Raw genomic sequence first — 13,611 nt, 5'->3', positions numbered from 1 at the left:
TTTGAGCCGCTTTTCAGCCTGGAGAACCCAATGAGCACTGAAAAAGATTATGTCGTCGCCGACATCGGCCTCGCGGACTTCGGCCGCAAGGAAATTACGATCGCAGAAACCGAGATGCCAGGCCTGATGGCCTGCCGCGCAGAATTCGGCGAAGCAAAGCCGCTGAAGGGCGCGCGCATCACCGGCTCGCTGCACATGACGATCCAGACGGCCGTTCTCATTGAAACGCTCGTTGCACTTGGCGCCGAAGTCCGCTGGGCTTCGTGCAACATCTTCTCGACGCAGGATCACGCCGCAGCGGCCATCGCCGCGTCCGGCGTTCCGGTTTTTGCCATCAAGGGCGAGTCGCTGGAAGACTACTGGGTTTACACCGACAAGATCTTCCAGTGGGCTGATGGCGGTCTTTCCAACATGATCCTCGATGATGGCGGCGATGCCACGATGTACATCCTGCTTGGCGCGCGCGCTGAAGCCGGCGAGAATGTGCTGTCGAACCCGCATTCCGAAGAGGAGGAAATCCTCTTCGCACAGATCAAGAAGCGTCTGGCCGCATCGCCGGGCTGGTTCACGAAGCAGCGTGACGCCATCAAAGGCGTAACCGAAGAAACCACGACGGGCGTCAATCGCCTGTATCAACTGAGCCAGAAGGGCCTCCTTCCCTTCCCGGCGATCAACGTCAACGACTCGGTCACCAAGTCGAAGTTCGACAACAAGTACGGCTGCAAGGAATCGCTGGTCGACGGCATCCGTCGTGGCACGGACGTCATGATGGCCGGCAAGGTCGCTGTCGTTTGCGGATATGGTGACGTTGGCAAGGGCTCGGCCGCTTCGCTTCAGGGTGCTGGCGCCCGCGTCAAGGTGACGGAAGTCGATCCGATCTGCGCGCTCCAGGCGGCCATGGACGGTTTCGAAGTCGTCACGCTGGAAGATGTCGTGTCTTCCGCCGACATCTTCATCACCACGACTGGCAACAAGGACGTCATCCGCATCGACCACATGCGTCAGATGAAGGACATGGCGATCGTCGGTAACATCGGCCACTTCGACAACGAGATCGAAGTTGCAGCGCTGCGTAACCTGAAGTGGACCAACATCAAGCCGCAGGTCGACCTGATCGAGTTCCCGAAGGGCAACCGCATCATCCTGCTCTCGGAAGGCCGCCTGCTCAACCTCGGCAATGCGACTGGCCACCCGTCCTTCGTCATGTCGGCTTCGTTCACCAACCAGACGCTGGCTCAGATCGAGCTGTTCACCAAGACCGGTCAGTACCAGAACCAGGTCTACATCTTGCCGAAGCACCTCGACGAGAAGGTTGCACGCCTGCATCTCGACAAGCTCGGCGTGAAGCTGACACAGCTTTCTACGGAACAGGCAGCCTATATCGGCGTCACGCCGCAAGGTCCGTACAAGGCAGACCACTACAGATATTGATCTCTGAATAAATATCCACAACATCTAGAGGGCGCCACATTGACAAATGCGGCGCCCTTATTTTTTGACACAGACCTTCCCGCCGATTCCCTTCCGAAGTATTGTTTTAACACTCGATTCGTGGCCATGGACGTGTCCGTTTGCTTCGAAAATGGGATGTCTTGTCGTGATGCGGCACATTAAAGGACGGAGACATACCGCGCATGTCGGAAATGATGCACAGCCTGGTGGAACAGGCGGAGGATGGCGCTCACGCTGACTCCTGCCCGCTTTATCCAGGTGAACGGAAACCTGTCGGCAACTCAAAGACCATCGCCGAGAAGCCAGGAATACTGGCTCGTGTCGCACGGATTTTTGCTGCGGGCACCGCAATCGCATCGGTTGCGCCGCCGGTTTTCGCACAGGTCGAAGCTGAGGCTGTCGCATCTGCGCATCTTTTCACCTCGTCGCAGGTCGTCGGTCTCTCGGTCGTTATCGGTGTGATCTCCGCCGCGCTGCTTTCAACCCTCTGGGTTGTACGTCAGCGCGGCAACCTCGAAAGCGAGAGCCGCGAAATCCGCTCGGCACTCTCGGACGCACAACAACGCATCTCGCAATATCAGGCGCTGATCGCCGACAAGAATCGCCGCATCGTCATCTGGGATGGCAATGAGCGCCCTGAGCTTATTGGTCAGCTGCCGGCGGAAACCGGCGCGCCGCAAGACAGCGAATTCCTTGCTTTCGGGCTGTGGCTCAAGTCGCGCTCCGCATCCGAACTCGAGCGCGCGATCGATCGCCTGCGCGGCTCGGCTCATAGCTTCGACATGGTCGTTGAAACCCATCGCGAGGAAATTCTTGAAGCACAGGGTCGGGTTTCCGGCGGTCGCGCATTTGTCCGGTTTGTGGCGCTGAACAATCTCCGAGCAGAGCTTGCCGAGCTTAAGATCGAACGGGACAGACTGCTGTCGTCCATCTCGGCGTTTCAGAGCATGCTCGATGCAATCGATCTGCCGGCATGGCAGCGTGACAGTGAAGGCCGGCTGACCTGGGTCAACCATGCCTACGGCGAAGCCGTCGAAGCAACCACGCCGGCGCAAGCTATCGATGAGGGCCGGGAATTCCTGACGACCGTTGCTCGCGAGCGAATCCGCGCTACCGCCACCACCGAGTCGCCTTTCCACGACAAGATTTCGACCGTAGTGCGCGGCAACCGCACTTTCTTCGATGTTGTCGATGTCAAAGTCCCAAGCGGCTCAGCCGGCATAGCCGTCGATGTTTCCGGCATCGAAGCCGTTCGCGCGGAGCTCGAGCGAACATTGAAGAGCCACGCCGAGACCCTTGATCATCTCGCGACCCCAGTGGCGATCTTCGACGGCGACCGGCGGCTGCAGTTTTACAATCAGGCGTTCGTCTCGCTCTGGGAGCTCGATATCGCTTTCCTCGAGAGCCGGCCCGACAATGCGGAACTGCTGGAGCGGCTACGAGCTGCGAAAAAGCTGCCGGATCAGCTCAACTGGAAATCCTGGAAGGAAGCCGCGCTTTCGGTCTACCGTGCGCTCGATACCCAATCGGACCTTTGGCACTTGCCGAACGGCCAGACGCTGCGGGTTTTCGCAACAGCGCATCCGCAGGGCGGCGCCACCTGGGTGTTCGAGAACCTGACCGAGCAGGTCGATCTTGAGACACGCTACAACACGCTTCTCAAGGTTCAAGGCGAGACGATCGACCATCTCTCGGAGGGTGTTGCCGTCTTTGGGCCCGACGGACGCATTCGCCTCTCGAATCCCGCCTTCCGTGCGCTCTGGGGAATCACCGAGGCTGAGGCGAAGCCCGGCACGCATATCCGCGCCCTTGGCGATGCATGCTCTCAATCCTATGACCGTCCAGACGGATGGAAGACCTTCGCCGAGTTGATCACCAGCTTTGACGACGAGCGCCGCTCCAGCCAGGGAACGCTCGAGCTGTTCTCGGGTCTCGTGCTTGACTACGCTGTCATTCCGTTGCCGAATGCACAGACGATGTTGACCTTCGTCAACATGACTGACAGCGTTCGCGCCGAGCGCGCGTTGACGGAAAAGAACGAAGCGCTGCGCAAGGCGGACGAACTCAAGAACGACTTCGTCCAGCATGTCTCCTACGAACTGCGCTCGCCACTGACCAACATCATCGGCTTCACCGATCTGCTGCGCACGCCCGGACTTGGACCACTGAACGACCGGCAGGCAGAGTATATCGATCACATTTCGACCTCGTCTTCCGTCCTTCTGACGCTGGTCAACGATATCCTCGATCTTGCCACAGTCGACGCCGGGATCATGCACCTGAATTACTCGCCGATCGATCTCGGCGACCTGCTCGACGACGTATCGATGCAGATTGCTGACAGGCTGCAGGAAAGCGGCGTGACGCTAGAGATTACCGCTCCGGCGCATCTGGGCTCGATCATTGCTGATCCGCAAAGACTGAAGCAGATCCTCGTAAAGCTGCTTTCCAACGCCGCCAACTTCTCTCCGGAAGGCTCATCAATCGCTCTGGAATGCCGGCGCGACGGGACAGATTTCGTCTTCTCCGTCAGCGATCGTGGCCCAGGTATTTCGCAGGACATGATCGCCAACGTGTTCGACCGATTCGCCACCGGTGCGAAGAGTGGCAAGAGGGGCGGCGCAGGACTCGGGCTCTCGATCGTCGACAGCTTCGTCAGTCTCCACCGCGGGACGGTCACCATCGACAGTCAACCAGGCAAGGGCACGATCGTGACCTGCCGGATTCCTTCGATCGATCTCCCGACGTCCGTCGCAGCCGAATGATGACTCCTGTCATTTCCCTCTTCCTAAAGGATGAGGCGGAAACAACCCGCTTTGGGGAGGATCTTGCGCTGGCACTGAGGCAAGGTGATTGCCTTGCGCTTTCGGGTGACCTCGGCGCCGGAAAATCTTCACTTGCCCGCGCGTTTCTGCGCGCGATGGCTGATGACGACGATCTTGAGGTGCCAAGCCCCACCTTCACCCTGGTGCAAAGCTATAACCTGCGCATACCAGTCGCGCATTTCGATCTCTACCGCCTCGGAGATCCGGCCGAACTGACCGAACTTGGCTTCGACGAGGCTCTCCAGGACGGCATCTGTCTGGTGGAGTGGCCAGAGATGGCGAGCGACGAGCTGCCGGCAGACCGGATTGCACTGAAGCTGGAGCACGAGGGCCAAGGTCGGCAGGTGACCATTGCGGCGCCGGACAAGCAGGCCGCCCGAATCCGTCGCGTCCTCGCGATCCGCGATTTCCTCGATGCCGCGGGATATCCCTTTGCGAAACGTCGTTTCCTTACCGGTGATGCATCTCTCCGTGCCTACGAGGCCGTTTATCCCGGTGATGGAAAGCGCCGCATTCTGATGGATTGGCCGCCGCTGCCGGAAGGGCCCCCGGTTCTGGACGGCAAGCCATATCCGAAGGTCGCGCATCTTGCGGAGAATGCCTATCCCTTTGTCGCCATTGCAAATGCGCTCCGGCAGGAGGGCTTTGCAGCACCGGAGGTCTACCGGGTCGACTACGACCAAGGCATTCTGCTGCTGGAGGACCTTGGCGTCGACGGCGTTCTGGACGTGCAGGGCCAGCCTATGGCCGATCGTTACCGGGCAAGCGTCGCCTGCCTGGCGCATCTCCACTCGCTGGCGATCCCGCAGGACATCCGCGTGACGGATAGCCATGTCCACCACATCCCGGATTTCGACCGAACGGCGATGAAGATGGAAGTGCGCCTCGTTCTCGACTGGCATCTCCCCTGGAAGCGTGAGGGTATTGCTGCCAGTGATGCGGAGCGCGATGAATACCTCGCCATCTGGGATGGTCTGATCGACGAATTGGAGACCTCCGAAAAAGGGCTTCTCCTTCGTGATTTTCACTCACCGAATATTATCTGGCGAGAGAATGAGGCGGGGATTGCACGCGTCGGACTGATCGATTTCCAAGATGCGATGATCGGCCCCACTGCCTACGACCTCGCGTCGATCGCGCAGGACGCGCGCGTCACGATCGCACCCGATCTCTTCCAGCAATTGATGGACGACTATCTGACGCTACGCAGAGCACAGGGCGGCTTCGACGAGGCTCGCTTCCTGAAGAGTTGGGCCATCATGTCGGCACAACGCAACTGCAAGCTTGCCGGGCTATGGGTTCGCCTGATGCAAAGAGACGGAAAGCCGGGCTATATGAAGCATATGCCGCGCACGCTCGCCTATCTTTCCGTTGCGTTAGAACACGAAGTGCTTGCCCCCTTGCGCGACTGGCTCGTAAGGGCTGGAATAGTGCCAAGCGAATCATAATTTCTCGGATCAAATGAGCATCAAGCAAGCCATGGTCCTTGCTGCAGGTCTTGGAACCCGCATGCGGCCAATCACCGACACCATCCCGAAACCGCTCGTGAAGATCGACGGTAAGGCGATGATCGATTACGCGCTGGATTCGCTTGCGGAGGCCGGCGTGGAACGTGTCGTGGTCAATGTTCATCACCACGCCGACCAGATGCTGGCCCACCTGGCTTCCTACAAAGACCTCGAGATCATTGTTTCCGACGAACGCGAGAAACTGATGAACAACGGCGGCGGGCTTGCAAAGGGGCTGAAGCTGCTTGCGCCCGGCAAGGTGTTCGTCACGAATGCCGACCTTTTCTGGATCGGAGAGCGTCTGGGCGTTCCAAGCAATCTGACACGCTTAGCCGGATTCTTCCAGCCGCAGAGTATGGACATGGCCATGCTCTGTGTAAAGTTGGAAGATACCACCGGGCATAACGGCAAGAACGATTTCAATATGGCCGGGGATGGCCGGTTGACGCGCTTTGCCGAATCCGGCCCCGGCCCGGTCGTCTACGCCGGCGCGATCGCCATGGACACATCGTTCCTTGATGACGCTCCGACCGAGCCATTCAACCTCAATCTCTATTTCGACAAGGCGATCTCCCGGGGACGGCTTTACGGCACAGTGCTCGAAGGACACTGGCTTACGGTCGGCACGCCCGAGGCGATCGGTGAAGCGGAGGAAACGATCCGGCGATACCGGACGTTTGCATGACCGATGGTCGAGCAGCACCGGCCGAGGGTTTTGACCATCCCAGCAGGGCTTCCCTTCCTGAAGACCCTTGCCGAAAGCCTCTGTGACGGCAGGCTGACGCGCCGTTTCCGGTATGATCCCGACGACCCTCTGTCGCTTTCAAAGGTGACCATCTATCTGCCGACGAGACGCGCCGCACGCGTGCTCCGCTCCGAGTTCGTCGACCTTCTTGGCGGCCGATCGGCAATTTTGCCGGTCATCCGGCCGCTTGGCGAAACAGACGACGACAGCGGGTATTTCGATGAAGCCCTGCCGGCAACTTTGGATCTCGCGCAGCCGCTATCGAACACCGCCCGTCTGCTGGAGCTCGCACGCCTCATCCTTGCCTGGCGAAACAGACTGCCGGAGATCGTCCGCAGCATCCATTCCGATTCGCCACTCGTCGCGCCCGCGAGCCCTGCCGATGCCATTTGGCTTGCGCGCAATCTTGCGGAATTAATCGACGCCATCGAGACCGAAGATCGGGATTGGAGCGAACTGTCTCGCCTGAACGCGAAAGACTATGCGCTCTGGTGGCAGCTGACCGCCGAATTCCTGCAGATCGCCAGTGCTTTTTGGCCCGAAAGATTGAACGAGCTCGGCAAGTCGTCTCCCGCGAGGCACCGCAACGCTATCCTTCGTGCGGAAGCAAATCGCTTTGCGACAGTCCCCCCGATGGGACCCATCATCATTGCTGGATCGACGGGCTCGGTGCCTGCGACAGCCGACCTGATTGCGGCGGTGGCCAATCTTCAGGATGGCGTCATCGTGCTGCCAGGTCTCGACCTCGGCATGCCCGAAAGGCATTGGCGATTGGTGGCGCCGGAGGATTGGAAAGATCAGCCGGCGGATCCGGCAAGCCGCAGCCACTCGCAATACGGCCTCGCTCAACTGCTGAAGCGGCTGAACCTTACTCGCGACGACGTAACGCCGCTGGCGGAGCCAGCCGAGGAATTGCGACAGCGCAGTGAAATCCTCTCGCATGCGCTCTCGCCGGCCGAAGCCACCAGTGATTGGGGCAGGTGGAAGGCGGGCCTGTCTGATAAGGCCATTTCTTCGGCATTCGCGGACGTCTCGTTGATCGAAGCGGCCAATGAGCGAGAGGAGGCCACTGCCATCGCCATCGCGCTCCGCCTGGCGCTCGAACGCCCTGGCAAGGACGGCGAGAGCCGCGCGGCATTGATCACACCTGATCGCAATCTGGCCCGCCGCGTGACCACGGAATTGTCACGCTTCGGCATCATCGCCGACGATTCCGCTGGCACCCCCCTGTCAGCGACACCGCAGGGAACATTGCTGCAACTGCTGCTCGAGGCAACCCTTCGCCCGGGCGATCCTGTCGCCATCGTGGGCTTGCTCAAGCATCCGCTGGCACACTTCGGGCTGGAGCGCAGCGCGCTTGTCGAAGCGGTAACGGCACTTGAGCTTCTGGCGCTACGCGGTGGCGTCGCCGACGTCGACATCGCCGCACTGGAACCGCTTCTCGAGCAACAGTTGTCTGAGCAGGCTTTGGATCGCCACGCGCCGCAATGGCGCAAAGCGCTCCCCGCCGATGCCATCGACCGTGCGCGGGAGCTTGCCCGCCGGGTTGCCGCGGCCACCGAACCGCTGGCATCCGCGCTTGTCAGAAGCCTGCCCGAAGAACGTGGCCTGACGACCAGCTTCGCGCTTTCCGACTGGGCAAGACGCACCGGGCGCGCGCTGGAGGCGGTAGCGAGCGACGAGCGTGGCGACCTTGCCGGACTATGGTCGGGCGAGGCCGGTGACACGCTGGCTTCAATGCTCGGCGAAGTCATCGAAACCGAAGGGCAGATCGACGCCGACGGTCCGCAGTGGATCGATATCGTCGCAGCACTCTTGGCGGGACAGGCGGCAAAACCACGGGCGCTGAGCCATCCAAGACTGTTCATCTTCGGCACGCTGGAAGCGCGCCTCCAGAGTGTGGACACGCTCATCCTTGGAGGGCTGAACGAAGGATCGTGGCCGGGTCAAACGTCCAACAATCCCTTCGTCTCCCGCACGATGAAGACGGAGATTGGCCTGGAGCCGCCGGAGCGGCGGATCGGCCAGCTGGCTCACGATTTTGAAATGGCGAATGGGACGCGTCATCTCATCTATTCGCGCGCCCTCAGACAAGGTTCGACGCCGACGGTCGCGTCGCGCTGGCTGCAACGACTGCTTGCCTTCGGCGGTAAGGCGTTCGAAGCCGAACTCAAAAGCCGCGGTGACAGCTTTGTGCACTGGGCAAACCTGGTTGACCAAGGCGACCGACAAGCGCCCGCGCAGCGTCCAAGTCCGACGCCGCCGCGGGAGATGCAGCCGAAGTCGTACTCGTTCAGTGAAGTCGGGCGCTTGCGCCGCGACCCCTATGCGATCTATGCGCGCCGCGTTCTGCGGCTTGATCCCGTCGCGCCGTTCAACCGAGATCCTGGCGCCGCAGAGCGCGGAACGCTCTATCACAAGATCATCGACCGTTTCGTACGCGAAGGCCACATCGCCGGAACACCTGCAGCGGAAACGGCGATGGAGACTATTCTGACTGAGCTCTTCGATACGGAGCAGCTCCCCGCGCACATTGATGCGGTTTGGCGTCCGCGTTTCCGGGAAGTTGCCCGCTCGTTTCTTGAGTGGGAGGCGGAGCGACAGCCAGGCGTTCGACGAACGCTGACAGAGGTGCGTGGCGGTGTCGAGTTGGAGCCCATCAATATCCGGCTCAGCGGCGTCGCCGACCGGATCGATATCACAGGAACAGGCACTGCGGACATCATCGATTACAAGACTGGGCATAATCCCTCGCCGGCTCAGGCACGTGCACTTCTCGATCCCCAGTTGGCGCTGGAGGCGGCCGCGCTCAACGCCGGTGCCTTCCGGGATGCGGGTAGTCTGGTTCCACAGGAACTTCTCTATGTGCGTTTGCGGCCGGGAAATCGATTCGACGTCGATAAGGTCAACAACGAGACATCGGCCAGGACAGACAAGGCGAAGTCGGCGATGGATCTGGCTTCGGATTCGATCGATCAGTTGATCAAGTTCGTTTCGCTTCTGCAGTCAGGCGAGAAGGGTTTCACCTCGCGGCTCGTGCCGGCACAACAGTTCGACTTCGGTGGCGACTACGATCATCTGGCGCGCGTTTCCGAATGGTCGGCCGCAGAAAGCGAAGAGGCAACCGGCGATGAATGACGAACCATCATTGCCCGAGGACGACGATCCCCTCGCCTGGACGAGTTGGACGACGATCCAGCAATCGATCGCATCCGATCCGCAACGCTCGGCCTGGGTTTCGGCGAACGCCGGCTCGGGAAAGACTCACGTTCTGACACAGCGCGTCATTCGGCTGCTGCTTGCCGGAGCACGGCCGTCGGCAATCCTCTGCCTCACCTATACAAAGGCGGCTGCCTCGGAAATGTCGAACCGCGTCTTCGAGCGGCTCGCAGAGTGGGCCGTTCTGCCGGACGAAGAGCTTGAAGAACGGATCGCGCGGATCGAGGGCAAGGCACCGGATGCGCTGAAGCGTGCGGAAGCTAGGCGGCTTTTTGCCAAAGCGCTCGAGACACCTGGCGGCCTGAAGATCCAGACCATTCACGCATTTTGCGAGGCCTTACTGCATCAGTTTCCACTGGAAGCCAACGTGGCCGGGCACTTTTCGGTGCTCGATGATCGCGCAGCCGCAACGCTCTTGGCGGACGCACGGCGATCCCTCCTCACCGCGACGACACCGGAGGATGATTCAGCGCTCGCCGAGGCCTTTGGTTATGTCCTCAATCTCGGCGATGAATCGGGGCTGGAAAATCTGCTGAAAGAGATCATTGCCAATCGCAACGCGATCCAGACCTTTACGCGAGATGCAGAACGCAAAGGTGGTCTCGATGCCGTGCTGCGCAAGAAACTTCGCCTTTCCGCCAATGACACGACAACTGGAATCGCCGAGGAGTACTGGCCGCTTCCGGGCCTGCGCGGCAGTGTACTCGACCTGTATTTGGACGTTGCCGGCCACAAGGGTGGCGCCAAGGCGCAGGATATCGCAGCCGGCTTAAGATCAGCAGCACGCGAGCGCGAACCGACACGCCGCGCTTCGCTGCTGGAGAAGATCTTCCTGACCGGCAAGGGAGAACCGAAGGCGGATTCGCAGTTTGTCGTGAAGGCGATGTTGAACGAAGCGCCCGAACTCGTTGATGCTGTGGCAACGGCGCGAGCGCACGTCGTGTTGTGCCGAGATCGGTTGAAAACGGCCCGTATGTACGAGGCAACGCGCGCGGCGCTGATCCTCGCAGACCGTCTCAACAAGGATTATGACGACCTCAAGAAACAGCGCAGCCAACTCGATTTCGAGGATCTGATAACGCGGACCGCCGAGCTCTTGAACAAGAGCGATGTCGGCCCGTGGATCCACTACAAGCTCGACCAGGGCATCGATCATATTCTCGTCGACGAAGCGCAGGATACGAGCCCGATCCAGTGGAGCGTCATCCAATCGCTGGCCGAAGACTTCTTTTCAGGCGAAAGCGCCCGCAATGCGGTGCGAACCCTGTTTGCCGTTGGCGATGAAAAGCAATCCATCTACTCGTTCCAGGGCGCTCGTCCCGAGCGCTTCTCGGAGGAAAGCCAGCAGACGCGCCGGCGCGTCTCCCAAAGCGGGCTTGCCTTCTCGACGGTCCGGCTTCCGCTCTCGTTCCGATCGACCTCGGATGTCCTCGCCGCCGTCGACCATATCTTCACGCCGGCCGAAAATGCTCGTGGGCTGAGCGCGACGGGCGAGCCGGTGGTTCATCGTTCCAACCGCATCGGCCACCCAGGCGCAGTCGACCTCTGGGAGATGGTCGCGCCTGAGGTGGCGATCAAGGAAGAAGACTGGACCGCACCTTTTGATGCGACGCCGGAGAGTGCCCCGCCATCCATTCTCGCGCGTCGCATCGCTCATGCGATCGGCAATCTGGTGGGTAGGGAAACCATTGTCGAGAAGGGCAAAGAGAGGCTGATCGAGGCCGGCGATATCCTCGTCCTCGTGCGCAAGCGCGACGCTTTCGTCAACGCATTGACACGTGCGCTGAAGCGGCGTGGCGACATACCGGTTGCCGGCGCCGATCGCCTGCGCCTGACAAGCCACATCGCGGTTCAGGACCTCGTGGCGCTCGGCCGCTTCCTGCTACTGCCTGAAGATGACCTTTCCCTGGCCGCGCTCATGAAGAGCCCGCTTCTCGATCTGAGCGAAGAGGACGTGTTTGCAGTTGCCGCGCTTCGTTCGGAGGGCGAGAGCGCGTGGGTGCATGTGCAGAAGTTCGCCGCCGACGGCAGTGCGCGCTTCGAGACGGCGGTCTCGCGCCTCAAGCTTTTCCTGGATGAATCCAAGAGCCTGTCGGTCCACGACTTCTATGCGCGCGTTCTCGGATGCCATGGCGGCCGACGACAATTCCTTGCCCGGCTTGGGACCGAGGTGAGCGATATTCTCGATGAATTCTTGACGTTCGCGCTCGATCACGAAAGTTCGGGCCTGCCCGGTCTGCAATCCTTCATATCGACGCTTGAGATCGAAGCGCCAGAGGTAAAACGTGAGCAGGACAAGGGGCGCAACGAAGTCCGGATCATGACTGTGCACGCATCAAAGGGCCTTGAGGCACCGATCGTGTTCCTTGTCGATGGTGGATCCAAAGCCTTCACGCACTCGCACATGCCTAAACTTCGGCTGCTGGAGCAGGAGCAGGGCGAACCGCCCATGCCAGCCTGGGTTCCGCTCGGCGATCTCAGTAACTCCCTCACCCAGGCGGACGCGACACGCATCCAGGCGTTGGCGGAACAGGAATACCGGCGCCTGCTTTACGTCGCGATGACCCGAGCTGCCGATCGGCTCACCGTCTGCGGTTATAGAGGTGTTCGGCCCAACACCGACACCTGGCATGCGATGATTTCCGCTGCGATGACCGACAGCCACCCGCATGTGTCGGCAGCGACATTTTCTGGACCGGACGGTAGCTGGGCTGGCATCGAATGGCGGGTTCCGCGGGTCGAGCGGAGCTTTGAACGGCTGGGCCGCATCGAACAGACCGCCAGACAAGAGTCCATCCCGGCGGGCCTTGACAGGCCGCTGCCGCCGCGCAAGCAACTGCCTCGCCCGCTGAGCCCATCCGGTGTGGGAACGATCGTTGACGATGGGGCAGACGATCTCCTCGTCGCCTCCCCGCTTTTTGCCGAAAAAGGCAAGCCCGATCGCTCGCTGCAGAAGGGACGACTTCTCCACCGTATGCTGCAGACGCTGCCGGACGTGCCGCATAGCGAGCGGGTAGATGCGGCCACGCGCTACGCCAGACGCGCCGCGTCTCACTGGCCGGAGGCCGAGCGACAGCAACTGGTCGATTCAGTATTGAGACTGTTGCGTGACCCCAGCCTTGAGCCTGTGTTCTCTACCCATGGGCAGGCAGAAGTCTCGGTCATGGGCACGCTGGCGATCGGCGGAGTGGATCACGCCGTCTCGGGCCGCATCGATAGAATGGCTGTGTTCGACGATCGCGTCGTCGTACTCGACTACAAGACCAATCGCGTCCCGCCGCAGACCGCAGAGACGATCTCTTTTGCCCACAAGGCGCAGCTCGCCATCTATCGAGAGATCCTGGCGCCGCTCTATCCTGGCAAGCGCATCGATTGCGTGCTCGTCTACACGGAAAACGGTTCCGTTCACACGTTGACACCGGATGCTCTGGCGTCGGCGCTTGCGCAACTCGAGACAAAGTGAAATACCGGACATTGAAATTCCGGCACCGCACGCTCACATGTGCTTCAACAGGAATCCCTAAAGGAGCAGCCTATGGCTACCGTAAAAGTCGATATCAACAACTTCCAGTCGGAAGTTCTGGAATCCGCAGAACCCGTCGTCGTCGATTTCTGGGCTGAATGGTGCGGCCCGTGCAAGATGATCGCCCCCAGCCTCGAAGAACTCGCTGTCGAGTTTCAGGGCAAGGTGAAGGTCGCCAAGCTCAACATCGATGAGAACCCGGAACTTGCCGCTCAGTTTGGCGTCCGTTCCATTCCGACGCTTGCCATGTTCAAGGCCGGCGAAGTTGCTGACATCAAGGTTGGCGCTGCCCCGAAGACCGCTCTTTCGAGCTGGATTTCCAGCGCCGCGTAATTTGTC

The 13,611-nt window shown here is 60.6% G+C and carries 7 protein-coding genes; all 7 read left to right on the top strand.

What is annotated here, in order from left to right:
• Window positions 1-30 precede the first annotated feature (30 nt).
• The 7 genes from ahcY to trxA all read left to right on the top strand — a co-directional run bounded on the left by ahcY (window position 31) and on the right by trxA (window position 13,605).
• Entirely contained in the window at window positions 31-1,431 is a 1,401-nt protein-coding gene (ahcY, locus tag NBG89_RS17025) for an adenosylhomocysteinase (protein WP_431320908.1), read from the top strand.
• Window positions 1,432-1,634: 203 nt separating this feature from the next.
• A complete protein-coding gene (locus NBG89_RS17020) occupies window positions 1,635-4,217 on the top strand; it encodes an ATP-binding protein (RefSeq protein ID WP_431320907.1) in 2,583 nt (860 codons plus the stop codon).
• The gene (gene tsaE / locus NBG89_RS17015) at window positions 4,214-5,725 is read left to right on the top strand and encodes a tRNA (adenosine(37)-N6)-threonylcarbamoyltransferase complex ATPase subunit type 1 TsaE (protein WP_431320906.1); all 1,512 of its coding nucleotides are present in this window, start codon (window positions 4,214-4,216) and stop codon (window positions 5,723-5,725) included. Before NBG89_RS17020 ends, tsaE begins: the two co-directional genes overlap by 4 nt.
• Window positions 5,726-5,738: 13 nt before the next feature.
• Window positions 5,739-6,470: a nucleotidyltransferase family protein gene (locus NBG89_RS17010; protein ID WP_088693203.1), complete on the top strand. Its 732-nt coding sequence runs from the start codon at window positions 5,739-5,741 to the stop codon at window positions 6,468-6,470.
• A gap of 3 nt (window positions 6,471-6,473) precedes the next feature.
• The gene (gene addB / locus NBG89_RS17005) at window positions 6,474-9,668 is read left to right on the top strand and encodes a double-strand break repair protein AddB (RefSeq protein WP_431320905.1); all 3,195 of its coding nucleotides are present in this window, start codon (window positions 6,474-6,476) and stop codon (window positions 9,666-9,668) included.
• A complete protein-coding gene (addA, locus tag NBG89_RS17000) occupies window positions 9,661-13,212 on the top strand; it encodes a double-strand break repair helicase AddA (protein WP_431320904.1) in 3,552 nt (1,183 codons plus the stop codon). The genes addB and addA overlap by 8 nt, the downstream gene beginning before the upstream one ends.
• 72 nt (window positions 13,213-13,284) lie before the next feature.
• Window positions 13,285-13,605: a thioredoxin gene (gene trxA, locus NBG89_RS16995; RefSeq protein WP_007528746.1), complete on the top strand. Its 321-nt coding sequence runs from the start codon at window positions 13,285-13,287 to the stop codon at window positions 13,603-13,605.
• Window positions 13,606-13,611 lie beyond the last annotated feature (6 nt).

The organism is Rhizobium sp. YTU87027, assembly GCF_050644135.1.
GTDB lineage: Bacteria > Pseudomonadota > Alphaproteobacteria > Rhizobiales > Rhizobiaceae > Rhizobium.
The sequence above is the reverse complement of the archived record's forward strand: the minus strand, read 5'-3'. Positions and strand labels throughout refer to the sequence as shown.